We start from the raw sequence: 24523 nt of genomic DNA on the forward strand, positions 1-24523 counted from the left end.
TCCTTGAAAGAGCGAGCATTGTAGCGACTAGTGAACGACCCAGCTCAACAGCCAGAGCCCGAGCACCAGCCAGATGATGCCGAGGATGATCGAGGCCCGCATGAAGGCGCGGATCGCCGAGTAGAGCAGCATCAGGCCCAGGATCAGGATCAGGATGCTGAAGAACGAGGGGCTCATGCCCAGGGAGCGGGCGAAGCCGTCGATAAAGTTACCGCCGGCATGGGTCAGCGCATGGAAAAAGCTGCTGAGGCCATCAATGATAAAGCGGATCACCGAGCCTAGTGCCTGGCCCAGCCATTCAAAAAAACTTTCTACCTGCATAGGTACCCCTGATGAATAAGCCGACTAGTGCGCGGCACTAGCAGGGAGCAGGTTTTACAGGCGCACCCGAAGGTTGTCCAGACAGTCCATCAAGAAGGGTTGACCAGATGCATCCTGGGCTGCGGAAACAGGTTGTTGAGGGTTTCCAGCAGGCGCACGTGGTAGATGGGTTTACGGAACAGGTCCAGCACCTGGAGCCGCAGCATATCGCTGACGTCGTCCATGTCGGCATGGCCGGACGTGACGATCACTGGCAGGTGCTGGCGCGAGGTGTGTTCACGCAGGCGCTTGATCAGCGACATGCCGCTTTCTTCCGGCATGCGCAGGTCTGTGATCACCAGGGCGATATCCGGGTGATGGGTCAGGTGCGAGAGCGCCAGCTTGACCGAGGTGGCGGTGAAGCAGCAAAAGCCCTCCCCCTCCAGCAACTCGGCCAATTCGAGCAGGGCGTCCTCTTCGTCGTCCACGAGGAGGAGCTGTTGGCGTGGGGGGGAAGAGGCGTTCATGGGACCATACCTGTCACTGAGTTCGTTTCTTAGTGTAGCGCCTCTTTGTTCAGACGAGGTCAGGGTTCTGTCAGGTGGAAACGACGGCGGCTTCGATAGCATTAAAGATGGCGGTGATCCGGGTGCCGATGGGGCCGATGAAAGCGGCAATCACAACCGCGACCATCGCGGCTACGATGGCATATTCAATACCGGAGGCGCCGTCTTTTTCCTGCAGGAATATCTGCAGTTTTACAACCAGTTTGAGGATCGCTTCATGCAACATCTGGTTTCTCCTTGCGCTGGGAAAGCGCCGTTGCAGCAGGCTCGCGAAACGATTTGCCTAGCTCATCATCAGCATTGTCAACAACACGCCGCTCTACAACTGTAAGAACGGTTTAATTACAAAGTATTAGTTCAAGGAGTGATGGCAAAAAAACAGTTTTTTTCCATTCTTTCGAGAGGTATTTTTCGATCGGTAATGGCGTTTTGTCCTAGCTGCGCTACCGTCCAATAGCGAAATAGTTGATGTTCATAGCTGCCTGATTGCGAAGGTTTCATGGCCTTGGGCGTAGCAGGATAGGGAGAGCCGTCGTGAACAGTCGCGTTACCATGGGGCTGGCCGCCCTGTTCTTGATCGCGGCCATTGTGGTCGGTTATTGGGGCTTGAGGCTGAGCCGTCAGCCGGCACCTGCGGCGCCAGCCAACGCGCCGGTGGCCACATCCGTGGATAAAACCGTGGGCGGCGCGGAGGATGCGATCCGTCAGTCGGTGGTGGTACTGGCCCATGATGTTCCCCCTTTTGTTCCCCTGACGGCGGCCGACCTGACCGTCGAACGGCTGCGTACCGCACCGGCCGGCAGCCTGAGCTCCCTGCAACAGGCCGTGGACCGCATTCCCTGGCGCCCCTTGAAGGCGGGCACCTGGCTCAGCGACGAGAGTTTCGAGTCCGGCGGCCCCCTGGCACGGATGATCCGTCCCGATGAGCGCGCCCTGGCGGTCGCCGTGGATGAGGTCATCGGCGCCGGCGGCCAGTTGACGCCGGGGGACTACGTCGATGTCCTGCTGTTCCTGCGCCAGGATGCCGGCAACCCGCAGCAGTCGGCACAGGTGGTGGTGCCGGCGATGCGCTTGCTCAGTGTCGGCGACCAGCTCGGGCTGACCAACGATGGTTTGCCGAGCGCTCCGTCGTCCGCTACCGACGTACGCCTGCGCCAGGCCCCGAGCCCCGGCAACGCCCGCACGGTGGTGCTGGCCGTGCCGCAAGTGCTGCTCAGCCGCCTGATGCTCGCCACCCAGGTCGGTACGCTACGCCTGGCGGTTCGCAGCGCCGACGAGCATCTGTTGCCCCGTTACTGGGCCGGGGAGAGCGCCGCCGCCAGCATCGAAAGCGCCAATCACAGTTTGTTCCAGTTCAACCAGCTGGCCATGGCCGGTGTGCCCAGGGGCCAGGCAACCGCGGCTCCCGGGGCGCTTTCCGGTGCGGCGAAAAGCCGGGGAATCGAAGTGATCCGCGGTAATCAAGTCAGTCAACAAACGCCCTGATCTGTCAGCAAGGAAGTCGCGGATGAGTCGATGTGTGTCGAGATTCAAACCCATGATCGTGGCCCTGCTACTGGGCGGCCTGGGCTGCGATGTCGCCCTGGCGGTGCCGGGCGGTTGTGCCGGCCTGGGCCCGTTGCCCGCCGTGCTGGAAGTCGGCGAAGGCCTGCAACAGGAACTGCGCTCGCCAGCGGCGATCACCCGTCTGGCGGTGGGCGATGCAAAAATCGCCGATGTGCACCCCAACGGTAATAATGCTTTCCTGCTTACCGGCATGACCCCCGGCGCCACCAGCCTGATGGTCTGGACCGCCTGCGCCAGCGAGCCGCGCCAGAGCATGGTGTTTGTCCAGGGCAAGGCCACGGCGAGCCTGACCACGGCGTCCGTATCGCCTTCGATGGACCCGTCCCTGCCGATCCAGGTGCAGACCGATATTCGTTTCGTCGAAGTCAACCGGACCAAGCTCAAGGAGGCGGGGACGGCGATTTTCGGCCAGGGCGGCAACTACCTGTTCGGTTCCCCGGGCACAGTCGCGACCAATGTCACCCCCGGCCCAGTCTCTGGTGGGCAGTCACCGGACAGCACCAACTTCAACATCGGTTTCGGCGGTGGGCGGGTCAAGGCCCTGATCAATGCCCTGGAAGGCAGCGGCTTTGCCTACACCTTGGCGCGTCCGAGCCTGGTTGCCCTGAGCGGGCAGAGCGCGAGTTTTCTCGCCGGCGGCGAGATCCCGATTCCGGTACCGAGTTCTGGCAGCAACACTGTCTCGATCGAGTACAAGGAGTTCGGTATCCGCCTGACCCTGACCCCGACGGTGATCAGCCGCAACCGCATCGCCCTGAAAGTGGCGCCCGAGGTCAGTGCGCTGGACTACAGCAACGCCGTGACCATTTCCGGTACGCCGGTGCCGGCGCTGACGATCCGCCGCACCGACACCAGCATTTCCCTGGCCGATGGCGAAAGTTTTGTCATCAGCGGCCTGATCAGCACCAGCAACAGTTCGCAGATCAACAAGTTGCCGGGCCTGGGCGATATCCCGGTGCTGGGGGCATTTTTCCGCAACTCGAGCATGAAGCGCGAGGAGCAGGAGTTGCTGATGATCGTCACGCCGCACCTGGTCCAGCCCCTGGCGGCGGATGCGCGGTTGCCCAGCCTGCCAGGGGAGAAATTGCGCGAATACGATCCGAACTGGTTCCGCCTGTTCTTCCTCGATAACGGCAACTACGATCGCCGCAGCGGGTTATCAAAATGAGCCAGAGCCTGAGCCAGACCTTTCTGGCAATCACCCGCAACAGCACGGACCTGGAATGGCTGCAGGGCGCGCTGGCGCCCCTGGGGCAGGTGGTCAGCGCCGGCGGTAGCCTCGACGAGTTGCTCTCGCTGGTGGATGTCACCTTTGCCGGCCTGATCTTTGTCGGCCTGGACCGGGAAAACCTGGTGGCCCAGAGCGCCCTGATCGAGGGGGTGCTGGAGGCCAAGCCGATGCTGGCGATCGTCGCGCTCGGCGACGGCATGGATAACCAGTTGGTACTCAATGCGATGCGCGCCGGTGCGCGGGATTTTGTCGCCTACGGTTCGCGCTCCAGCGAAGTGGCCGGCCTGGTTCGGCGCCTGAGCAAGCGCCTGCCGGCGGTGACCCCAAGTGCACAACTGGGTGGTTTCACCGTGTTGTATGGTGCCCAGGGCAATGCCGAGGGCGCCTTGCTCGCCAGCCATCTGGCGCTGGTGGTGCAGAAGAGCGGCCAGCAGACCCTGTTGCTGGACCTGGGCCTGCCCCGGGGCGACAGTCTGGCGCTGCTGGGGCTGGAAAGCTCGTTCCATTTCGGCGATGCCCTGCGCCATCTGCGCCGTCTCGACGCGACCCTGATGGACAGCGCCTTTACCAGCGCTGAAGCGGGCCTGCGCATCCTCGCCTACTCCAGCACCGACGAACCCCTCAAGCGCACCAGTGCGGCGGAGTTGTACATGCTGCTCAGTGCCCTGCGCCAACATTTCCAGCATATCGTCGTCAACCTGGTCGGGCAGCCCGACAGCGAGGCCTTGCGGACCTTTGTCAGCCATTGCGACAAGCTGCTCTGGTACACCGACCAGAATGTGCTCGATTGCCGACGCAGCCTCGCGGTGCTCAATCTCTGGCGGGAAAAAGGCATGAAGCTCGATCACGCCCGCTTGCTGGTCGACCGCTACCTGCGCGGTGTTTCCCCCGATTCGGAAACCCTCGGCAAGACGTTCGGCCTGGAGGTGATTGCCGTGCTGCCGTACAACCCGGACATTCGTCTGAATGCGAAGAACCAGGGCCAGACGCTGTTCGAGCTGTCGCCCCGGGAAGCCCTGACCCAAGGCCTGAAAAGCCTCGGCGAGCGCCTGGCGAAACGTTCCCAGGGCCTGACCAAGACCTCCGAAGGCTGGTTCAATCGGCTCTGGGGGCATAAGTAATGGCGGAGAAACTGTTCGGCGGCCAGTCCCGCGGCGGGGCCGGCAATACCGACCACGACGGCCTGAAACTGGTGCTGCATCGCTACATCATCGATGCCATCGAGGAGTCGGGAAAGAATCTGTTGGAGGGTTCGCGCCAGGCCCTGGCGCAGTTTGTCATCGACAAGGTCGGCGAGTACGTCTCGCGGTTGCACCTGGCGGTGTCGCGTTATGAGATGGAGCGGCTGGCGGAGGAGATCGTCGACGAGCTCACCGGTTTCGGACCGCTGGAGGTGCTGCTGCGCGACAGTTCGGTGACCGAGATCCTGGTCAACGGTCCGCACCGGGTGTTTATCGAGCGCGACGGTGTCCTGCACCAGAGCGACCTGCGGTTTATCGACGACCATCACGTGGAGCGGGTGATCCAGCGGATTCTCGCGCCCCTGGGCCGGCGCCTGGACGAGTCCTCGCCGATGGTCGATGCGCGGATGCCCGATGGCAGCCGGGTCAATGCGATCATTCCGCCGATTGCCCTCGATGGCCCGTGCCTGTCGGTACGGAAATTTCGCAAGGACATGCTCAAGAGCAGCGACCTGATGGCAATGCAGACCATCGACCAGTCGATTTTCGAGTTTATCCAGCTGGCCGTGGGCAAGCGCTGCAATATCCTCATCAGCGGCGGCACCGGCACCGGCAAGACCACCCTGTTGAATATCCTCAGCCAGTTGATCAACCCCCATGAACGCCTGGTCACCATCGAGGATGTGGCCGAATTGCAACTCAATCACCCCCATGTGGTGCGCCTGGAAACCCGTCCGCCGAATGCCGAGGGGCATGGCGAAGTGAAGTCCAGCGACCTGATCCGCAATGCCCTGCGGATGCGCCCCGACCGGATCATCCTCGGCGAGATTCGCGGCGTGGAAGTACTCGACGTGCTCACGGCGATGAACACCGGCCACGACGGCTCGATGAGCACCGTGCACGCCAACAACGCCCAGGATGCCCTGTTGCGTCTGGAAACGCTGGTGGGGCTGACGGGGCGGCAGATCGGTGAAAAGACCTTGCGGCAGATGATCTGCGCGGCACTCGATGTGGTGATCCAGCTGGCCCGCCTGCCCGACGGCCGTCGCTGTGTCAGCGAGGTGGTAGAGGTGCTGGATGTGCGCGAGGACATCTATGTCACCAACACCCTGTTCCGCCTGGACCGGCGCTCCGGTTTCGGTTTCCTGCGCGATGCGGTGAACCCGGGCGGCGAAAAGCTGCGCCGCGACGCACCCATGACCTTTGGTTGAGGAGGGGCGCCGATGTTCGTTTCCGTGCTGCTCGGCCTGATCAGCCTGCTGTTGCTGGTGCTGTCGATACGCTTGTTCTACACCAGTCTGCGCAAGACTGGCCGCGAGCGGGTGTTGAGCCGCCTGGGCCAGGGCCAGCCGGTCCTGGCGCCGGTGACCCAGACCACGAAGAGCCACCTGGATCGCCTGTTTGTACGGGCCGGCCTGAATCGCCCCGGCGAGCGGCAAGGCTTGTGGCTGGGAGTCTGGGCATTGCTGGTGCTGCTCGGCGGTGCGCAGGCCGGTGGCATCGGACTGTTGCTGATGCTGGTGCTGCCGCCCCTGGTCTTGCACCTGTATCTGGCCTGGCGCTACCGGCGGCGTGTGCGGCGGATGGTCGAGCAACTGCCGTCCCTGCTCGATCACGCGGTGCGCAGTCTCAAGTCGGGGCGAACCCTGGCCGATGCGATCCTGGGAGGGATCGAGGCATCCGCCGATCCCCTGCGTGAAGCCATGGGCCGGGTACGGCGCAATGTCGAGTTGGGAGTCGGTCTGGCGGAGGCGGTGCATGACTTCGCCGAATTCTACGAGCGTCACGAGTTCCGTTTCCTGGCCTTGGGGTTGAAGGTCAACCATCGCTACGGTGGCAACGCCAGCGAGTTGCTGGAAAACCTGATCAAGCTGATCCGCGAGCGTGAACAGGGCGCCCGGCAACTGAGCGCGATGACCGGCGAAACCCGCCTGACCGCCGTGGTGCTGGGGCTGCTGCCGGTGGGCATGGTGGGCTTTTTCCTGGTCACCAACCCGGGCTATCTGCTGCACATGTGGGATGACGCCAGCGGACAGCGAATGTTGCTGATGGCGTTCGGCTTGCAGGTGTTCGGTTGCCTGGCGCTGTGGCGCATGTTGCGGAGCGTGTGAGATGGCGATCCTGGCCAGTGTGCTGTTGTTGCTTGCCGCCTTGACCCTGGTGGTCGGCCCGGTGTTGCAGCAGCGTCGGCGCGAACGGGCGGTGAGCCAGCGCCTGCAAGGCCAGATGAGTCGCGACAACCGCCTCGGCAGCCTGTTGCGCAGGCTGGGTGAGTCGCGTTTTGGCCAGCGTTCGATCAGCCTCGACAGCGAAACCCAGACGCTGCTCAATCGGCTCGGTTGGCGCAAGGCCAGCCAGCGCTCGCTGTTCGCTGCCAGCCAGATCGCGATCCCGCTGCTGGCGCTGAGTATCGTGTCGCTGGCGGAAGGGGTGCTGTTCCCCAGTATTGCCTCGCCGTGGATCGTGCCACTCATGGCCCTGGCTGGTGGCTACCTGTTTCCCAAACGCCTGCTGGTGGTGCTCGCTCAGCGCCGGCAGAAACAGATTGTCCATGAGGTCTCGACCTTCATTCCGTTGCTGCGGATCCTCTTCGAGTCGGGCATGGCGGTGGAACAGGCCTTGCGCGTGCTCTCCCAGGAGGGGCAGGCGCTGCTGCCGGTGGTGACCGGGGAGCTGCGGCTGGTACTGGCGCGGGTCGATTCGGGCCTGGAACTGGGGGAAGAATTGAGCAAGGTGGCGAGCCTGCTGGAGGTGGATGAGTTCGACGATATCTGCGTGATTCTCCAGCAGTTGATCCATCAGGGCGGCGGGGCGATGAAGTCGTTGCTGGCGCTCAAGCAAGTGCTCGACGACCGGCGTCTGACCCGTCTGCAGGAATACATCTCGAAGATGTCGGCAAAAATGTCGGTGGTGATGATGGTGTTCCTGTTTCCGGCGTTGTTGATCGTCCTTGCCGGGCCGGGCTTTACCGCCCTGGCCAAGGCCTTTAATGGATTCTAGGAGGGGTGGGATGAAAGTATTGATTGCCGCGGTGGCGCTCCTGGCGCTGGGCGGTTGTGCCAGCGATGGCCGCACGCCCTGGACGGCCATGCTCGGGCAGGGCGGCAGTTGTGCCAAACCGGATGCCGACCAGGAGTTGTCCCTGAACCTGGCCGATGACATGGCCAATGAGGGCAAGCTGCACGCCAGCCTGGCCAACCTGCAGAACCTGCCGGAAAGCCTCGACGCCGTGCGCTTGCGCAAGGCCCGGGTTTATCGGCAGTTGGGCCGCAGCGAGGCCGAGCCGCTGTATCGCAGCCTGCTCGGGACTTGCCTCGCGGCCGAGGGTGAGCATGGCCTCGGGCAACTGGCGGCGGCGCGTAATGACAATGGCCAGGCCATGGCGCATTTGCAGCGGGCGGCGCGCCTGGCGCCGACCGACGAAAAGATCCGCAACGACCTGGGGGTGGTCTATCTCAACCAACTGCGGTTGGAGGATGCCCGTTTCGAGTTTCTCACGGCCATCGAGCTCAAGCAGTCCGATCCCTTGGCGGCGGTGAACCTGGTGAGTCTGTTGCTTTATCAGGACAACTGGAGCCAGGCCGCTGAGCTGGTCACCCGGATGAGCCTGACCCCCGCGCAGTTCAGCGAGGCCCAGGCCCGGGCGCAGCAGCTCAAGAGCGGCGTCGGAGCGGGGCGTCGGCCCGCCAGTGACCGGGTGGCGGCAAGGGAAGAGGCACCTGCCGTTGCGGCAGGCGTGCGCTGAATCGACATGAAGGAGGTCGGGATGAAACGATACACACTCTGTGGCGCGGCGTGCCTGCTGCTGTCGTTTGCGGCCCAGGCGGCGGAGCAGGAGCTGTCTTCGCCCTATCAGAAACAGACGGAAAAATGGTTGCAACTGCAGGTGGTGGGAACGCAGCAGAGCCCGGCGCCCCAGGTCGCCACGCCGAGCGAGCGCGAGCAAAGCCTGCAACGCTGGCTGGACAGCTACAAGCACCCGATTCCGGATTTTTTCAAGCAGGATTCCGCCGGGTCGCTTAAGAGCAATTAAGCGGACAGGATGCAAGCAGCAGGCTTGATGGCGATGGCGGCGGTGAGTACACCATCGCCATCGCTGGCAAGCGAGTGCCTGGCGGGATCAGTGCTCGGTGATTCCTCTGTGGCGGACATTGGCGGGTGACAAGGCCAGTGCCAGTTGGGTGCGGTTGTGCATATGGGTCAGGCGCAGCACCTGGGACACATAAAGCTTCACCGTGTTTTCGGTAATGCCCAGCTCGCAGGCGATCTGGTAGTTGGTCTGGCCCTTGCCCACCAGCCGCGCGACGTCCAGTTGCCGCGGCGACAGCTGGCTGACGATTTCGGGGAGGAGCTGTGCCGAGTCGGGATCGGCCTCCTCGCTGCTCTCGGCAGGCGAGCCGCGGCGGATCCTGTTCAGGTCCTGGTACAGGTCATCGATGGATTCAGCGAGAAATTGCAGCTTCTGGTTCAGATGCCCCAGGCTGTCGGTGCGATTGCGCTCGGCCAGTGCCTTGTCCTGGCGATGGATGCCATCGAGCAGTTCGTGCAGGTCCACGGGCTTCTGGTAGTAGTCGGCGATGCCGGCGCGCAACGCCTTGATCACGTCCTGCTTGTCGGCTCGGCCGGTGAGCATGATGGCTTCGAAGGCTCGATGTTTACCGGCGATCTGCTGCAGTTGACGCACCAACTCGATGCCATCCAGCTCCGGCATCTGCAGGTCGCAGAGCACCAGGCCGATCCCGCTGTCTTCGCGGAAGCGTTCAAGTGCCTGCCGACTGGACAGACAAGGAACACTACGGTAGCCGTTGCTTTCGAGAAACTCGCAGATTTCTTCGACGATCAGCGGTTGGTCATCCACCACCAGTACTTTTACTTGAGAGACAAGCTTGTTCACGCGCCACTCCATGCTCTACCAGCCAATGACTACGAGCTCCTTGCCCACACGCGCAGTTTCGCAGGGCCTGTTTTTCAAAAGTAGACGCACTTTGCCACTCTGTACATAGTGCTATCACTAAAGGATGTTGATCGACATGCCAGTCAGACCGATCAGCAGAAAGGGCGCGAAAGGGCGTTTGCCCAAGGTTTCCGGGGCCAGGTGGTGCAGGCTTGCCTGCGGCCCTTGTCCCAGTAACGGCCACAATCGGGGGGCCAGCCAGAGCCAGAGCAGCATCGCGAGGCCAGCGCCGATAAAGGTGCCCAGGAGGGTGGACGGCTCGCTGGCCAGCGCCAGCGCCGCCAGCAGCTTGACGTCTCCAGCACCCAGGCGTCCGGCGGCATAGCCGGGCAAGGTCAGCAGCAGGGCCAGGAGCAAGGCCGTGCCGCCCTGGGCGGCCGACGCCCCCAGCCAGGTGCTGCCGGTCCAGAGCAGATAGGCCAGGACCAGTGCGCCGCCGCCGAGGGTCAGGCTATTGGCGATTTGCCGGTGGCGCAGATCCTGGGTGGCGCAGAGTGCGAACCAGGCCAGTAGAACAAAGTTGTGCATTGGCTAAAAAATGTCTCTTCCCGGCGAATGATTCTATGCTGATAGCAATGTGCAGTTGTCAGGGTAGACCTTGCCATGAACCCCAGCCTCCCTCGAAAGCAAAAAGGCGCCGCCGCCATCGAGTTCGCGCTCGTGTTCCTGATCTTTTTCGCGGTGTTCTATGGCATGGTCAGCTATTGCCTGCCATTGCTGATGGTGCAGTCGTTCCATGAGGCCGTGGCCGAGGGATTGCGCCGTAGCGTGACCGTCGACCCGGTGGCGGCCGGCAGTGGCTATACCACTCTGGTCCAGACCACCGCCGTCCAGGCGGCCTCCACCCGGCTGGTGTGGATCCCCAGCAGCTTCAACTTCACGGCCGCGAACAATATTACGGCGCTCTACACGGGCGGCATCCTGACGGTCACCATCACCTACCCGACGTCGCAACTGCGCAATGTCCTGCCGTTTCTGGTGTTGCCTGGAATCGGCACGGTACCCAGCCTTCCCACGAACCTGACCGTCACCTCGAGTCTGCAATTTTGAGCGCAGGGGACAAGCTGTTCGGGCGCTTGCTGGGACGCGGCAGCGAGTCGCCGCCCGAGCTCGTGCGCCACTTGCCGGCCCCGGCGTTCGGCTTGCTGCTGCGGCTCGACAACGAAGGCCGGGTCTTGAGCATCGACGGTCCCTTGCGCCATGACCTGGCGCCGCAGGAGGCCGGTTGTGAGTTGCGCAACTTGTTGCTGCTCTCCAGTCGCTTGTCTGTCGAAGGCGTACCGGCGGATTGGCTCGGGCAGAGCCTCGACCTGGACTTCAGCGGGCCGGCCGGGCAAGTCCTGCATACCCGCGCCTGGGTCCAGCCCGGCAACCCGGGTTGGTGGTTGCAGGCCCTGGACATCGGTGACCTGCTCGAGCACAACCTGCGCTCATCGTTGCGTGAGCAGTTGCAGCAGGTCGCCGGGCAGATGAGCGAACAATTGCGCCTGTGCAGCCTGGCGCGACTGCCCCAGGTGCTGGGCGAGCAATTGCAGGGCCTGTCCCAGCGCTGGCGGATTCCCTGTGTCGCCCTGGCGCTGCTCGACGAACATCAACAGCAGTGGACGGTGCACAGCCAGTATCGGGCCCATGACGCCCCGGCCCTGTGGCAGACCGGCCAGGCCCTGGGCAGTGGCCTGGACAGCCTCAACGGCATGGTGCCGTTGTACTTCAGCGCGCAGCAAGGCCTCAGCGAACACGGGCGTCTGCAAGGGGTGATGGGCAATGCCGATGGCTTGCTCATTCCTTTTTGTGATGACCATGGGGTGGCGGCGTGGCTGCTCGCCGGTTTTTACCCGGCCCATCAGCGTGCGGCGCAGTTGGACGACCGTGACTGGCTGCAACTGGCGGCGGCCCTGGCGGCGCCGTTGCTGGCGCGCCTGCGCCAGCAAGCACACCATCATCAACTGGAGCGCCTGGAGGTGCTGCAAGGTTTGCTGGGCACCGGCTGGTGGGAGTGGACGCCGGCCCTCGACGAACTGCAACTGGCCCCGCAACTGGTGCAGGGGCTGGGCCTGGAAGCGTCCTACGGAGTGGTGTCGCTGGAAGGCTGGCTGGAGCTGTTCCATGCCGCCGACCGCCAGGAGCTGTCCAGCCGCATGTACGACTTGCAGCAGGGCAAGGAATTGCTGCTTTGTGTCCGCCGGCACGCCGAGGACCCGTTGCAGGCCCCGCAGTGGTACCGTCTGCAGGGGCAGGTGCTGGGTGTCGGCGACAGCCTGCGGATCATTGGTTTCATGCTCGACATCAGTGACGTCAAGAACCAGGAGCAGGCCGCCGCCGCCGCCCATGCCCGGCTGGACAACCTGATCGCCAGTTCGCCGGCGGTGATCTATGTGCAGCGTTATGTCGAGGGCGCCTTGCAACCGGTGTTCTTCAGCGACAGCCTGTTGCCGCTGCTGGGCTGGACCCTGGCCGACTGTGCCGACGGCAGCCTGGCCCAGTGGATTCATCCCGAGGATCGCGACCGTTATTTCGAGCGCACCCGCCAGTTGCTGCGCGAGGGCAACGTCAGTTGTCGTTATCGGCTCCGGGACAAGAGCGGTGCCTATCACTGGCTGTTGGATGAGGCCCGCCTGTTGCGCGACGACCTCGGCTTGCCGGTGGAAGCGGTGGGGCTGTGGCTGGATGTCACGGAAGCGACCCTGGCCGCCGAACAGATCGAGAAGAGCGAGGAGCGCTATCGCATCCTGGTGGAAGATTCGCCGGCGATGATCTGTCGTTACCGCCCGGACCTGATCCTGACCTTCGGCAACAAGCCGCTCGCGGTCTATCTGGAGTGCTCGCCCGGGCAATTGCCGGGGGTTGACCTGGGCAATTGGCTGTCGCCCGAGCAGCGCACGGCGTTTGTCCGGCGCCTGTCGCTGCTGACCCCGGAGCTGCCGGTGAGTACGGCGGAGATCAGCCTGCAACTGCCCGGCCGCGAACATGCCTGGTGGGTCTGGTCGGATCGCGGGGTGTTCGATGAGCAAGGCCGGCTGGTCGAAGTGCAGGCGGTCGGGCGTGACAACACCGAGGTGCGGCGTTCCCAGCAGCAACTGACCCAGAGCGCGAAAATGGCCACCCTGGGCGAAATGGCCACGGGCCTCGCCCATGAGATCAACCAGCCGCTGAACGTCATGCGCATGGCCATCGTCAATGTGCTCAAGCGCCTGGGCAATGGCGATGTGCAGATCGACTATTTGCAGGACAAGCTCAATCGTATCGACGCCCAGGTCCAGCGGGCGGCGCGGGTGGTCGATCACATGCGGGTGTTCGGCCGCCGTTCGGAAATCGAGCAGGCGCCGTTCAATCCGGCGCAGGCGGTGGAAGGCACCTTGTCGTTGCTCAGCGAGGGGATGAAGGGCAAGGGCGTGGAGCTAAGGGTGGCGCCCATCGAGTTCGAAGTGCAGGTGCGGGGTTTTGTCGACCAGTTGGAGCAGGTGCTGATCAACCTGATGGTCAACGCCCGGGATGCGCTGTTGAGCAAGCGTGAGAAGAACCGCGATTTCGAGCCCTGGATCGCCCTGGCCGCCGAGCGTGATGAGCGGGTGGTGCGCCTGTTCGTCGAGGACAATGGCGGCGGCATCGATCCACGGTTGCTGGAGCGGATCTTCGAACCCTTCTTCACCACCAAGCCGATAGGTATTGGCACCGGGCTGGGCTTGTCGGTGAGCTACGGGATTGTCGAGAACATGGGCGGGCGCCTCAGCGTACGCAATGGCGACGCCGGGGCGCGGTTCTGTGTGGAACTGCCGATCGCTTCAGATCACCAGGTAGGCCAGGCCGGGCTGGCCGCAGGTGAGGTGGCCGTCGACGGCAATCTGCCCGATAGTGATTCCCAGCCCCGCCAATAGGGTGTTGATCAGGCTGTCCAGCAGGGGGCTGAGCAGTCCGCTCAGGGTTGAGGTCAGCGTGCTGATCACGCCATTGAGGGCCGTGGTGAGGAGTGTGAAAACCGCTGTCAGAAGCGTTGGAGCGGTATAGGTCGGTGGATAGGTCGTCAGCTGTATGCCATTGACGGATTGAGTCAGGCTGGCGATGGGATTGGACATCGACAGTGTGTAGGGCGGATAGGCGGGTGTCGGCGTTACATTGACATCGGGGGGATTGATAAAGGTATTGGTGCCGGTTGTTTGCAGCGCCGGGCTGCTGATCATCAGGGATGCGCCGCCGGCGGAAAAAGGCGCCGCCGCGGTGCCGATAGAGACCAGGGTGAAAGGCGTGACGGTCAGCGGTCCTGTGTTGGTCGCCCAGTCCGGGTTGACGTTGCCCACCCGCAGGTAGGCCGTGTCGGTGGTGGCGCTGATGGACAGGCTTTTATTGCTGTCGGTGACGCAGGTGTAGCCCGTGACATAGCTGCTGCCGCCACCGGCTTCCAGGCTGATGTCCAGGGTCGTATTGGGTAGTACATGCAGCGTCAGTCCCAGTGTTGTCGTGCCGACTGAAAGCAGCCCTGTCACCAGGCTCAGTAAATTGGTCACCAATGACAGGTCCAGGGTCACCATCGTGCGGATCTGTGCCGTGCGCACATAGATACCATTGGCGCCTGTCGGATTGAGCGCGGCGAGGGCCGGATTGCCGATCGCGGAGAACTGCGGCGCTTGAATCACCTTGGTCTGCACCGTCGCCCCTACGCCCAAGCCCAGCAGGCTGACAGGCAGATTCACTGCCAGGCCATTCTGGTTATTGGCCACCTCGATAAGCGCCTGGACGAATTGGAACAGTTGCAGATTGGCATTCAGCACCGAGGTCGGCGTGGTCGTCGACAGGCTGACCAGGCTCCCCAGCTTGATGCTCCCGGCCGTTTGCCCGGCGATTTTCAGGTTACCTAGCGCAGTCAGCACATCGGCGCTCGCACCGTTGGCCTGGGAGACGGTGATGGCGGTGTTGATCAATTGCGAGACGGTGGCATTGGTGGCGAGCAATTGGGTGTAATTGCCGGCCGTCACGTTCAAGTCGATGGCCAGTTGTTGCAAGTAGCTGAGCAAGCTGATGTTGGTGCTGAGCAAGCCGTTCCAGCCGGCCGCGGTGATATTGACCGAACTGCCGAGCAAGGGCCCCATGACCCCGTTGAGCAGGTTCACATTGGCGATGGTGCTGCGGATGCTCAGTTGCGCGGTGGGCGGCAGGGGCGTTGCGGCCACTGCAGTTGCGGTCAGTTGGGTATTCGGATTGAAGGCCCCGGGCGACAGCAGGGAGTAGATCCCGGCGGCCACGCTGGTGGGCACGGAATGGGTGGCGACTACCTGGATGGCCGAGGATTGCGTGGCATCCACGGCAAAGGTGCGCAGGTTATTGGCCCCGGTCACCAGGGTGCCGCAGGTGGTGGTCAGGGTGTTGCCGCTGCCGACCGTGAAGGCGTTGCGACTGGCGCTTTGGGTCGCGTAGCTGGCGGCGGTCAGGCCGGCCAGGCAATTGCCGCTGCGGCTCACGGCTTCCAGAGCCGCGGTATCGGCGATTTGCTGCAATTTGCGCTGTTCGAGGTAGAGCCGGCCGGTATCGACCACCACCACCATCAAGAGCAGGGCCAGGCCGAGGGTGAGAGAGGCCATCAGGCCAATCGCCCCGCGCTGCCCGGACGGGCCACGAAAATCGGCGACACGACTGGGGAAAGACATCGAGCACTCCCTTGCCGGCCGCTGGCCGAGCGCTTACTTTCCAGTGTTGTCTGCCAGTGTAGCCAAGGTTGGGCGATCCGATAGGGCCCCTGCGGGCGCCGTCGGTCGACGCGCTACAGGGGCGGGAATGTTGCGGCGAACGGCTACTTCGGCGGATACGCGGTCATCAACTTGGTCACCGCCTGGTTGATCGCCGCGCTCCGCTCGGCGGGTGTCGCACCATCGTTGACCATCTGTTCGGCACTGCCGCGCCAGACCAGCTTGCCGTCCTTGCCATCCAGCAGGTCGACCTGGATCGTCGCGACCTGGTAGTCGACGCTGCGGGTTTCGGTGTAGCCCGGGCCGCCCCAGAAACCGCCGTGCCAAGGGCCACCCCAACCGCCGCCGTAGTTGGTGCTGACCTGCTGCTGGCGGTTGTCGACGATCAGGTACGCCTGGACCTTCACATCGGCCTTGCCGCCGACTACGGCCGGGCGCAAGCCGCGCTGGTCCAGTTGCTCGCCGACCGCCTGGCGAATCCGCTGCTCGGTGATATCGCTCTTGATCCGCGGATCGTCCGGCCGGTACTGCAACGCGGGTTCTTTCCAGCTCCAGCTGCGGTAACCGGCGAAATCGCGGCTGGCGTCGAAGTCGTGGTTGACCTGAGTGGTTTCGCAGGCGCTGAGCAGCACGGCAAAAACCATTAAAGCGAGACGGCGGAACATGATTTTTCTCCGGGTGTGGTCTAGCTGGGTGGATAACTGGCCAGGGCTTTGCCTACGGCGTCGCGCAAGGCATCCGTACGCTCAAGCTCATTGCCCTGGGTACCGGTCTCGGCGCTGGCGCTCCATATCGGTTGGCCGGTGCCGGCGTCGAACAGACTGATACGCACCACCAGCACTTGCACCTCGTAGGTGCGCACGATCGGGGCGCTCGGGTACATGCCATAGCGGTAGCCATAAGGGCCGCCGGCGTAACCGTAGTCTTCCTGGACCTGGCGCAGGCGTTTCTCCACATGGAGGTCGGCGCTGACCCGCAGGTCCGGCGGCGCCGTATCGCGGCGTGGACGCAGGCCCTGCTGTTCGAGGGCATTGCCGACCACTTCGGCCAACTGCGCCGGATCGGCCCACGTGGTGCCGGCGGGTAGTTGGTCATTGCTCCAGGCCCAGGTGCGGTAGCGGGCATAGTCCCGTGGCGCCGCCGGGTAGGCGCTCAGGTCCGGGCCCCGTGAAACCTGCGTCGGGGCGGGCGGTAGAGGCATGGAATTGGCGGTATAGGGGTTGTCGCTCTGGCAGGCGGTCACACCCAGGCACAGCGCTAGCAGACAAAAACGGCGACTCATTGCATCCTCCGTATTCAGACCGGACGGCAGATCCAGTGCAGGTAACGTCCCAGTCCGGCAAAACCGGGATGGCGACGGTGGGCCAGTTCCATTTCCAGCAGGTCCGCCAGGGTGGCGCGGGCCTGGAATTCAACCGGCATGTAGTCGTGGAAAACCCGCACGCCACTCTGGGTTTCGACCCGCCACAGACCTTCAAGTTGCGCCGCCAACTCGCGCGGATCAAGGGGTTGCTGCGGGGTCAGGCTCTGCTTTTCACCGGCCATGTCGTTCTTGCGCATCTTGCGGAAATGGCCCTTGAGCAAGTTGCGGTAGATCAGCGCATCGCGGTTGTAGAAGGCCAGGGACAGCCAGCCATCCGGCTTGCACAGCTGGTGCAGCACCGGCAGGATCGCATGGGGCTCGGCGAGCCATTCGAGCACGGCGTGACAGAGCACCAGGTCATAGGGCTCGGTGAGCTGGCCGAGCAGTTCCTGCCACGGAGCCTGGATAAAGGTCGCGTTTTGCCCGGCGTCGGCAAAGCGCTGGCGTGCGCCCTCGAGCATCGGTTCGGCGGGTTCGGCGAGGGTCACCTGATGACCGCGTTCGGCCAGCCACAACGACATATGACCCAGGCCCGCGCCGATATCCAGCACTCGCAACGGGCGCTGCGGCAGGCTCTCGGTCAGGTCGGCCTGGAGCACGGCGAGGCGGATCGCGCCCTTGGCCCCACCGTAGATCTTCTCGGCGAAGCGGGTCGCCAGTTGGTCGAAATGACGGTCGCTCATTGGGCGAAACGCCGTTCGCTGTCGGCCAGCTTGGCGCGAACCACTTCGTTCATGTCCAGGCCCAGTTCGCTGCACAGCAGGAGCAGGTAAAGGACGATATCGCCGACTTCCTGCCCGGCATGGGCGAGCTTTTCCGGCGGCAGTTGGCGCGATTGATCCTCGCTGAGCCACTGGAAAATTTCCACCAGTTCGGCCATCTCCACGCTGGCGGCCATGGCCAGGTTTTTCGGGCTGTGGAAGGTTTTCCAGTCGTTGCGATCGCGGATGCCGTGCAGGCGTTGGGTCAGTTCGTCGAGGTTCATGCGGGTGTTCTCCTTCAAGGCGTCTAGCTTCCGGTGGATGAGAACGGGAAGCAAGGGCCTTGCTGTAGGGATAACACCTGGAGCAGATGAAATATTCGTCAGGGCGGGTAGGCGAGCGGTGCTTAGCCGCGATCAGCGGCACCTTCCACGACGTTTGTGGAGCCGATGAAGTTCTTCTCGTTGCTGACGGATCGTTACGAGCACACTGCGCATTTCGCGGTGGCGCTTGCTATTGAGGGCTAGCAAGCTCAGCAGTGGAAAAACTATCCCTGTTATGTAGGAAATGAAATGAGGTTTATTGCCAGTAAGCGATAGTACCAAAAACAAGCAAAGCACATTCAACGTGACAATGCCCCATATTGCCCTGGGACGCCCACGTACCACCAGATAATTGAGTATCGTCAGTGTCGTCGACGCAGAGATCGCCACAATTATCGTATACCTGCCGCGCTCGGGATAACCTCTAAAGTAAGTGCTCGCCATCAGGGATATAGTGCATGCCGCCGAGAACACGCTAAGAAAAAATGAGCATAAAAAAATTTTGAAATAGCGCGCCATAAATGCTTTGAATTTCTTGCGCTCAAAATCAAGATCCATCATTGGATTCATAAAGTACCCCATTGCAATGGCTTTAATGTTTCCCGAATGAGCACTGCCAGCCAAACTCAGAGCAGCGCCAACAGCATCCTTTATTTGCGTGAGCGTCGCATGTTGCAATTGATCATTGGTATGGCGCTTTGGAAACTCCATCAACCGTTGCTTAAGTTTCAACTGCTTTGCAGTCAAACTGGGATGCCGAATGGACAGTAGCTCGCGGGTTAATGACTTTTGCTGCTGTCGGGAAAGCCCCCTCGAAAGCTCATACCAATTTCTACCCGTCGCCGCTTTTCGAGCCTGTAGCAACCTGACTGTCGCTACCCCCGAGATACCTGCACCGAGCAACGAAATAGCGTCCAGAAGGGGCATCATGTATCGATACCAGTCCTCGCGATCCATCTCATCGTTCAAAACAGGATCGCTGGCTTCGTTATAAGCCCTGACGCCACTCACGATACATTGCGCTGAACTCGCCGCTACAACAGCTAGCCCAATTTTCGAGACGATCAGGCTCGTGCCAGCACTGAACGGGACGAATACCGTCCCACTGAATGCAGTAATCCATCCCAAGATGGCGCTGCTACAAGCCAAGCCCGCACTCACCGCCTCGGCGACTAGTCGCGATTCCCGCGGCTGTGTCTCCAAGATCCGTACAAACTCCAACGGTGCCATGTGCCTGGGCGCTTCACGCAATACGACCTTTTTCGGCACAATGCTACAAATAACCCGGAACTCCCGCAGCGTCACCACAGTGAAGTCACTCTCGATATAAACCACCCCCGCACCGGCTATCGCCGGATCCGCATCGATGGCACGGAACAGACGCGGTAGATCGACCTTGCCCTCCACACGTTGACGAGTATTGTTGTGCGCACTGGGCACGCCGCTTTTCAATAACTCGGAAATCATCCCGGTCACTCCCTAACCTGTTATCACGGTCTTGGAGCATAGGCAGCCCTATCAACTGAAAATGTAGGACTCGCGAGTTAATAATGCAGGCCTATTCTCTTTTGCTGTTCAACGCCTTGATCCAGGCAAGCCTCCGCGAAGAAAGTGCCTTCCGACGCCAATCCGGCGTGAATCAACGACAAGGAGCGTGTATGGCAACCGATATGTTTTTGAAGCTGGGTGATATCAAGGGCGAGTCCAAGGATCAGCAGCATCGGGACGAAATCGAAATAAAATCGATTCAATGGGGCATGAGCCAATCCGGCTCTATGCATACCGGCAGCGGCGGAGGGGCCGGCAAGGTCAGTATCAACAACCTGTCCTTCGGTAAGTCCATGGACAAGTCATCGCCCAACTTGATGGCGGCCTGCTCCAGCGGCAAGCATTATTCCGAGGCGACACTCACGATACGCAAGGCCGGCGGCACCAGTCCGGTGGAATACCTAGTGATCACCCTGAAGGAAGTGATGGTGGCGTCCTATGGAACCGACGGGACTCAAGACAGCGACATTCTGCAGGAGGATGTATCGCTGAATTTCGCCAAGGTCGAGGTCAGCTACCAGCCGCAAAAAGCCGATGGCGGCAAGGACGGCGGCGCTATCAAGTACGGCTGGAATATTCGTGAGAACGTAAAAATTTAACAGCCGTTGGCCACGTTGCAGGGCCTCTTTGGGAGAGCCGAATTCCTGATCACCGATCTCATTTTCAGATGCAGTGGATGGGCCTGTCGATCATGTCCTTTCCAGCGCGCATGCGTTCGCTGCCATAGGAATGCAAATCCACGATCGAAGCATGGGTGTTGATGAAGAGAATATGACGGTTAGTGCAGGTCGGAGTTAGCGGTATGTAGCCCATCTGAAATTCCTTCTCGGTGGAGCTGACACCTTTCGCGGCCAAGCGAAGACGGGTGGCAGCTGTACGCGGGTTGGCCGACCGGGGAAAAGGACCCGGCACACCCGAAGGTGTCCCACGCACAGCCGCCATAACACGAATGTGCGAGCACAAAAAAAGCGTCTGCAATATAGAGGGTAGGGGATGCGACGTTCCGATGAGAGAGGTCTGTCAGGCGATAGGTCGCCAACGACCGCTCAGATGTTCCAGTCCCTTGGCGCCGGACAATTTGAACGCGCCGTTCGAGCCCGGCGCACTGGTCCACAGGCCGACTTCACCGGGCAGGCGCACCGGTCTTCTGAACGCCACCTCGATCTCGATATTCGCGCTCGGCAGGTGCTCGTGCAGGGCCGCGAGGATCCGGGCCTTGTTCCACAAGCCATGGGCGATGGGCCGCGGGAAACCGAACAGGCGGGCGCTCAGGGCCGTCAGGTGGATCGGGTTGTAGTCGCCGGAAACCCTGGCGTAGCGCCGACCGATATCGACCGGAACCTGCCAGTGCGTCAGCTCGGTCAAGGGCGGGGCTGAGGCCTTGGTTTTCCGCGCGGGCCTGGTCTCCAGGCTGACGCCCCGGCAGAGCAGCCGGCTTTCGGCTTCCCAGAGCGGCCCGAGGGCATCGTCGATCTCGGTGAGCAGATCGAAGGTCACGCCCTGGACATGGGGCTGCAGGTTACGCACCTGCACGCCGATCCGTAGATGACTCATGCCGCCCAAGGGGCGCAGCAGGCTGATACGATTGTTCAGGTGCACCAGGCCCGGCAGCGGAAAGGGGAACTCCTTGGCTGTCAGCAACTGCAGTTGCAGGGGCAACGCCAGCACATGGGGATAGGTCGCCGGCATCGGGCTGTCTTCGGCAAAGCCGCAGACCCGACGATAGGCGGCCAGGCGCCGCTCATCGACGGTCACCCAACTGCGTAGCCCCTGGTCCGGCAAGTGTTGGCCCGCGATGATGCGTCGTGTCGCGGCGCGCAGGTAAAGCGCGGGCAAGCTGGGCGCGGCGGTCAGGTATTGCCAGTTCACGGGCATGAGCAGTCGCTTTGTTTGTGGGAAAAGACTTTCAGGTTTATAGGCTATATCTCGCACAGGATAGGGCTTATTCGTTGCTCCGTGTTGCTTTGGTGCTAGGAGCGAACCACTGTCGGGCGCTGATGGCCTGCTGGCATTGTCAGAAACGATGGCTTGGCCTAAGGTCGCAGTCTGAAAGCTGTCTTGCGACATAAGGTCTATTCATGCCGACTAACGGACAACGTGGTCCCCAACGACAGATTCCCGCGCTGGCATCCCTGCCGCGCCCGCTGTACGCCCGTGCCGAGAGCCTGAGCGCCGGCTCTTGGACGCCGCGTCATCGCCATGACTGGGTGCAGTTTTCCTATGCCATCAGCGGAGTGCTGGGGGTGCACACCACCGAGGGCAGCTTCTTTGCGCCGCCGCAATGGGGTGTGTGGATTCCGGCGGGGCTGGAGCATGAGGTGGTGACTTCGATGCGTGCGGAAATGCGCAGCCTGTATGTGCGCCGCGAGGATTGCCAGTGGGCGCCGGCGCGCTGCCGGGTGCTGGAGGTGACGCCGCTGGCCCGGGAGTTGATCAAGAGCTTCTGCCTGTTGCCGGCCGATTATCCCGAGGAGGGGGGCAGCGAAGGACGCCTGGTGCAGGTGTTGCTGGATCAGTTGGCGGGGTTGCCGGAGGTGGGGTTCTCGCTACCGCTGCCGCGCCATTCGCGGTTGCTCGACTTGTGCAACGAGTTGATTGAAAACCCGGAGCTGGGGGTGACCCTGGGGCAGTGGGCCGAGCGCCTGGGCATGTCGGAAAAAACCTTGATGCGACTGTTTCAGCGTGAGACCGGATTGAGTTTTCGGGGCTGGCGCCAGCGTGCGCGATTGCTCTCGTCGCTGGGGACCCTGGAGGCGGGTGACAGCGTGACCCGGGCCGCGCTGTCCTGTGGTTATGACTCGACGTCGGCGTTTATCGCCGCGTTCAAGGGGTTGTTCGGTTATACGCCGGGGGAGCTGTTTCGCCACTGAGTACCGCAACAGACTCAAGAACACCACCCACCTGTAGGAGCAGGGCTTGCCCGCGAAGCTTTTGGCGGCCTCAAGGGGCTCTTCGCTGGCAAGCCAGGCTCCTACAGGCTATGCGGCATGCTCAAGATCTGATCAGGTCCGGAACCGCTTGACCAAGGCATCCAGCTCGCTGGACAGCCCCGCCAACCCCTGGGAGTCGAGTCGCGCCGAGTTCGCCAGTTCCGCCACCAACTGCGCATCGCCATGGATCTGGCTGATGTGCCGGTTGATGTCTTCGGCCACATGGTGCTGCTCTTCCGCCGCGGTGGCGATCTGGGTGTTCATGTCGCGGATCACGTCCACCGACTCGCGGATCTGCCCGAAACTGGTGCGCGCCAGGCCGATGCGGTTCACCGACTCCTGCGACACCTCAAGGCTGGCATGCATCTGTTGGGCGACCTGGCTGGTGCGCTTGGCCAGGTTACCCAGCAGGCCGTCGATCTCCGCCGTGGAGTCGGCGGTGCGCTTGGCCAGGGCCCGCACTTCGTCGGCGACCACCGCAAAACCACGGCCTTGCTCACCGGCCCGGGCCGCTTCGATGGCGGCGTTGAGCGCCAGCAGGTTGGTCTGTTCGGCAATCGAGCGAATGGTGCCGAGAATCGACTGGATATTGTTGCTGTCGGTTTCCAATTGCTGCATCGATTGGGCCGACTGGGAAATTTCATGGCTCAACTGGTCGACGCTGCTCACCGCCGCATCGATCTGCTGCTGGCCTTCACGGGCCTGGCGCTGGCCGCTGTCGGCCGATTCGGCGGCCTGGCTGCAGGAGCGGGCGACTTCGTTGGCGGTGGCAACCATCTCGTGGAAGGCCGTCGACACCATGTCCACCGCTTCGCGCTGGCGCCCGGCGGCGTCGGCCATGTCCCCGGAGACCCGGGTGGAATTACGCGACGAGTCGAGAATCTTGTTGGCCGACTGGCCGATGTGCTGGATCAGGCTGCGGATCGCGCCGAGGAACTGGTTGAACCAGTTCGCCAGTTGCGCGGTTTCGTCGCTGCCACGGATCTGCAGGTTCTGGGTCAGGTCGCCTTCGCCCTGGGCGATGCCTTCCAGGCCGCTGGCCACGCTGCGGATCGGCCGGACGATGACGCTGGCGAAGCTGGCGCCGACAATCGCGAAGATCACTGCGAGCACGGCGGCGATGATCGCCACCAGCCAGGTCAGCTGGTTGGCCGAAGCCATCACTTCGCTCTGCTTGATCAGGCCGATAAAGGTCCAGCCCAACTGCTCCGATGGCCAGACATTGGCCATGTAGTGTTCGCCGTTGATATCGACTTCCACCAGGCCTTTGCCGGCTTTGGCCAGGTCGGCGTAACCGCCACCGAGACTGCCCAGGGCCTTGAAGTTGTGCTCAGGCTGCTTGGGGTCCACCAGCAGGTTGCCGCTGCTCTCCATCAACATCAGGTAGCCGCTTTCACCGAGCTTGATCTGCTTGACGATCTCGGTCAGTTGCTTGAGGGTCACGTCGACACCGACGACACCCCCCTGGGAGCCCAGCTTGTTGTCCACGGTGCGCACGGTGCCGATCATCACGGCGTCGTCGGCGGCCCAGTAGTAGGCGGAGGTCCGCAGGGTCTTGCCGGGATTGGCGATCGCGGTCTTGTACCAGGGACGGACACGGGGGTCGTAGCTGGCCAGTTTCGGGTCGGCTGGCGTGGAGACGTAGCCACCGTTGCCAACGCCGTAGGACACGTAGGAATAAGCCGGATGGGCCAGTCTCATGCCCTCAAGCAGGTCGTAGATCTGTTTGTCCTGCTCGTTAAGGGGCGTTTGCGCGGCATCGGCGCTCACGTAGCTCTTGAGCGCGCCATCGGAATTTTTTATCAGCGGCTGGTTCGTCAGGTATTCGACGTTCTGGCTGACGCCGTCAAAAAACAGTTGCATGGCGTTGCTGACCTGGCGGATCTCCCGGCCACTGCCATCGACAAAGTTACTGCGGGCTTCACTGCGCAGGTTCAGTACCACCAGGGTGGCCACCAGCACCACCGGCAAACAGGCGACGATTGCAAACGCCCAGGTCAATTTCTGCTTGATATTCATCCGCGCTCCAGATTTTTCTTGTAGACCCCAGACGTGCTGATCACGTGTGGTCGGTATAGGGCAGCTGTGAAAGTGGTGCTGAAAATCCGTTTCGCTGGCGGCGTAATGATTGTCCGACAAAAACGCCTTTGTCCTAGAGCGCTTCGGCTGGTGCGGAAAAAAG

Annotated in this window: 26 protein-coding genes and 1 pseudogene; 12 read left to right on the forward strand and 15 right to left on the reverse strand. The window is 62.3% G+C overall.

The features are described 5' to 3' along the window. Positions 1 to 27 precede the first annotated feature (27 nt). The 3 genes from CWE01_RS30505 to CWE01_RS30515 form a co-directional block, all read right to left on the reverse strand. Positions 28 to 321: a hypothetical protein gene (locus CWE01_RS30505; protein ID WP_100944298.1), complete on the reverse strand. Its 294-nt coding sequence runs from the start codon at positions 319 to 321 to the stop codon at positions 28 to 30. Between the two features lie 89 nt (positions 322 to 410). Continuing rightward, a complete protein-coding gene (locus CWE01_RS30510; RefSeq protein ID WP_100944299.1) occupies positions 411 to 827 on the reverse strand; it encodes a response regulator in 417 nt (138 codons plus the stop codon). Positions 828 to 897: 70 nt separating this feature from the next. Further along, positions 898 to 1092, reverse strand: coding sequence for a Flp family type IVb pilin (locus CWE01_RS30515; RefSeq protein WP_100944300.1), 195 nt, complete (start codon positions 1090 to 1092; stop codon positions 898 to 900). A 308-nt stretch (positions 1093 to 1400) separates the two neighbouring features. Here CWE01_RS30515 and cpaB point away from each other — a divergent pair, with 308 nt between their 5' ends. Genes cpaB through CWE01_RS30555 form a run of 8 tightly spaced genes read left to right on the forward strand, consistent with a single transcriptional unit; the run spans position 1401 to position 8877 of the window. Beyond that, positions 1401 to 2351: a Flp pilus assembly protein CpaB gene (gene cpaB / locus CWE01_RS30520; RefSeq protein WP_100944301.1), complete on the forward strand. Its 951-nt coding sequence runs from the start codon at positions 1401 to 1403 to the stop codon at positions 2349 to 2351. 52 nt (positions 2352 to 2403) lie between these two features. Beyond that, on the forward strand, positions 2404 to 3600 hold the full coding sequence (locus tag CWE01_RS30525) for a type II and III secretion system protein family protein (protein ID WP_256346866.1): 1197 nt from the start codon (positions 2404 to 2406) through the stop codon (positions 3598 to 3600). Then, positions 3597 to 4784 carry a pilus assembly protein gene (locus CWE01_RS30530; protein WP_100944303.1) on the forward strand — a complete coding sequence of 396 codons (1188 nt, stop codon included), beginning with the start codon at positions 3597 to 3599 and terminating at the stop codon, positions 4782 to 4784. The genes CWE01_RS30525 and CWE01_RS30530 overlap by 4 nt, the downstream gene beginning before the upstream one ends. After that, on the forward strand, positions 4784 to 6055 hold the full coding sequence (locus CWE01_RS30535) for a CpaF family protein (RefSeq protein WP_100944304.1): 1272 nt from the start codon (positions 4784 to 4786) through the stop codon (positions 6053 to 6055). The genes CWE01_RS30530 and CWE01_RS30535 overlap by 1 nt, the downstream gene beginning before the upstream one ends. Positions 6056 to 6067: 12 nt before the next feature. Next, entirely contained in the window at positions 6068 to 6955 is an 888-nt protein-coding gene (locus tag CWE01_RS30540; RefSeq protein ID WP_100944305.1) for a type II secretion system F family protein, read from the forward strand. A gap of 1 nt (position 6956) precedes the next feature. Further along, positions 6957 to 7844, forward strand: coding sequence for a type II secretion system F family protein (locus CWE01_RS30545; protein WP_100944306.1), 888 nt, complete (start codon positions 6957 to 6959; stop codon positions 7842 to 7844). A gap of 10 nt (positions 7845 to 7854) precedes the next feature. Beyond that, complete coding sequence (locus CWE01_RS30550; RefSeq protein ID WP_100944307.1) at positions 7855 to 8589, forward strand: tetratricopeptide repeat protein; 735 nt, start codon at positions 7855 to 7857, stop codon at positions 8587 to 8589. A gap of 21 nt (positions 8590 to 8610) precedes the next feature. Further along, complete coding sequence (locus CWE01_RS30555) at positions 8611 to 8877, forward strand: DUF3613 domain-containing protein (protein ID WP_100944308.1); 267 nt, start codon at positions 8611 to 8613, stop codon at positions 8875 to 8877. A gap of 87 nt (positions 8878 to 8964) precedes the next feature. Here CWE01_RS30555 and CWE01_RS30560 read toward each other — a convergent pair whose 3' ends face one another. After that, the gene (locus CWE01_RS30560) at positions 8965 to 9738 is read right to left on the reverse strand and encodes a response regulator transcription factor (RefSeq protein ID WP_100944342.1); all 774 of its coding nucleotides are present in this window, start codon (positions 9736 to 9738) and stop codon (positions 8965 to 8967) included. Positions 9739 to 9855: 117 nt separating this feature from the next. Then, the gene (locus CWE01_RS30565) at positions 9856 to 10326 is read right to left on the reverse strand and encodes a prepilin peptidase (RefSeq protein ID WP_100944309.1); all 471 of its coding nucleotides are present in this window, start codon (positions 10324 to 10326) and stop codon (positions 9856 to 9858) included. 75 nt (positions 10327 to 10401) lie between these two features. Here CWE01_RS30565 and CWE01_RS30570 point away from each other — a divergent pair, with 75 nt between their 5' ends. Beyond that, the gene (locus CWE01_RS30570; RefSeq protein WP_100944310.1) at positions 10402 to 10848 is read left to right on the forward strand and encodes a TadE/TadG family type IV pilus assembly protein; all 447 of its coding nucleotides are present in this window, start codon (positions 10402 to 10404) and stop codon (positions 10846 to 10848) included. Beyond that, entirely contained in the window at positions 10845 to 13673 is a 2829-nt protein-coding gene (locus tag CWE01_RS30575; protein ID WP_100944311.1) for a PAS domain-containing sensor histidine kinase, read from the forward strand. The genes CWE01_RS30570 and CWE01_RS30575 overlap by 4 nt, the downstream gene beginning before the upstream one ends. Here the strand turns inward: CWE01_RS30575 and CWE01_RS30580 are convergent. From CWE01_RS30580 to CWE01_RS30605, 6 genes are all read right to left on the reverse strand, one after another. Further along, complete coding sequence (locus tag CWE01_RS30580; protein WP_100944312.1) at positions 13581 to 15437, reverse strand: pilus assembly protein TadG-related protein; 1857 nt, start codon at positions 15435 to 15437, stop codon at positions 13581 to 13583. The genes CWE01_RS30575 and CWE01_RS30580 overlap by 93 nt on opposite strands. A gap of 143 nt (positions 15438 to 15580) precedes the next feature. Continuing rightward, positions 15581 to 16141: a DUF4136 domain-containing protein gene (locus CWE01_RS30585; RefSeq protein ID WP_100944313.1), complete on the reverse strand. Its 561-nt coding sequence runs from the start codon at positions 16139 to 16141 to the stop codon at positions 15581 to 15583. 20 nt (positions 16142 to 16161) lie between these two features. Further along, positions 16162 to 16758, reverse strand: a complete 597-nt coding sequence (locus CWE01_RS30590; protein WP_100944314.1) for a DUF4136 domain-containing protein — start codon at positions 16756 to 16758, stop codon at positions 16162 to 16164. 14 nt (positions 16759 to 16772) lie between these two features. After that, the gene (locus CWE01_RS30595; RefSeq protein ID WP_100944315.1) at positions 16773 to 17522 is read right to left on the reverse strand and encodes a methyltransferase; all 750 of its coding nucleotides are present in this window, start codon (positions 17520 to 17522) and stop codon (positions 16773 to 16775) included. Continuing rightward, complete coding sequence (locus tag CWE01_RS30600) at positions 17519 to 17824, reverse strand: MazG-like family protein (RefSeq protein WP_100944316.1); 306 nt, start codon at positions 17822 to 17824, stop codon at positions 17519 to 17521. Before CWE01_RS30600 ends, CWE01_RS30595 begins: the two co-directional genes overlap by 4 nt. Before the next feature lie 132 nt (positions 17825 to 17956). Next, the gene (locus tag CWE01_RS30605; RefSeq protein WP_315975366.1) at positions 17957 to 19330 is read right to left on the reverse strand and encodes a hypothetical protein; all 1374 of its coding nucleotides are present in this window, start codon (positions 19328 to 19330) and stop codon (positions 17957 to 17959) included. Positions 19331 to 19521: 191 nt separating this feature from the next. Between CWE01_RS30605 and CWE01_RS30610 the strand changes: the two genes are divergently transcribed. Continuing rightward, positions 19522 to 20010: a type VI secretion system tube protein Hcp gene (locus CWE01_RS30610; RefSeq protein ID WP_100944317.1), complete on the forward strand. Its 489-nt coding sequence runs from the start codon at positions 19522 to 19524 to the stop codon at positions 20008 to 20010. 64 nt (positions 20011 to 20074) lie between these two features. Here CWE01_RS30610 and CWE01_RS33460 read toward each other — a convergent pair whose 3' ends face one another. Continuing rightward, positions 20075 to 20224 carry a hypothetical protein gene (locus tag CWE01_RS33460; RefSeq protein WP_157815309.1) on the reverse strand — a complete coding sequence of 50 codons (150 nt, stop codon included), beginning with the start codon at positions 20222 to 20224 and terminating at the stop codon, positions 20075 to 20077. A gap of 207 nt (positions 20225 to 20431) precedes the next feature. After that, positions 20432 to 21286: a MaoC/PaaZ C-terminal domain-containing protein gene (locus CWE01_RS30615; protein ID WP_100944318.1), complete on the reverse strand. Its 855-nt coding sequence runs from the start codon at positions 21284 to 21286 to the stop codon at positions 20432 to 20434. 203 nt (positions 21287 to 21489) lie between these two features. Here CWE01_RS30615 and CWE01_RS30620 point away from each other — a divergent pair, with 203 nt between their 5' ends. Further along, on the forward strand, positions 21490 to 22281 hold the full coding sequence (locus CWE01_RS30620) for a helix-turn-helix transcriptional regulator (protein WP_100944319.1): 792 nt from the start codon (positions 21490 to 21492) through the stop codon (positions 22279 to 22281). A gap of 132 nt (positions 22282 to 22413) precedes the next feature. On the opposite strand, the gene CWE01_RS34455 is transcribed toward CWE01_RS30620, so the two are convergent. Both CWE01_RS34455 and CWE01_RS34460 read right to left on the reverse strand, forming a co-directional pair. Beyond that, positions 22414 to 23181, reverse strand: coding sequence for a methyl-accepting chemotaxis protein (locus CWE01_RS34455; RefSeq protein ID WP_370868300.1), 768 nt, complete (start codon positions 23179 to 23181; stop codon positions 22414 to 22416). A 90-nt stretch (positions 23182 to 23271) separates the two neighbouring features. Next, positions 23272 to 24360 (reverse strand): annotated as a pseudogene (locus CWE01_RS34460) (cache domain-containing protein); the annotation flags it as partial. Positions 24361 to 24523 lie beyond the last annotated feature (163 nt).

It is taken from the genome of Pseudomonas sp. QS1027, from assembly GCF_002814235.1.
Classification (GTDB): domain Bacteria; phylum Pseudomonadota; class Gammaproteobacteria; order Pseudomonadales; family Pseudomonadaceae; genus Aquipseudomonas.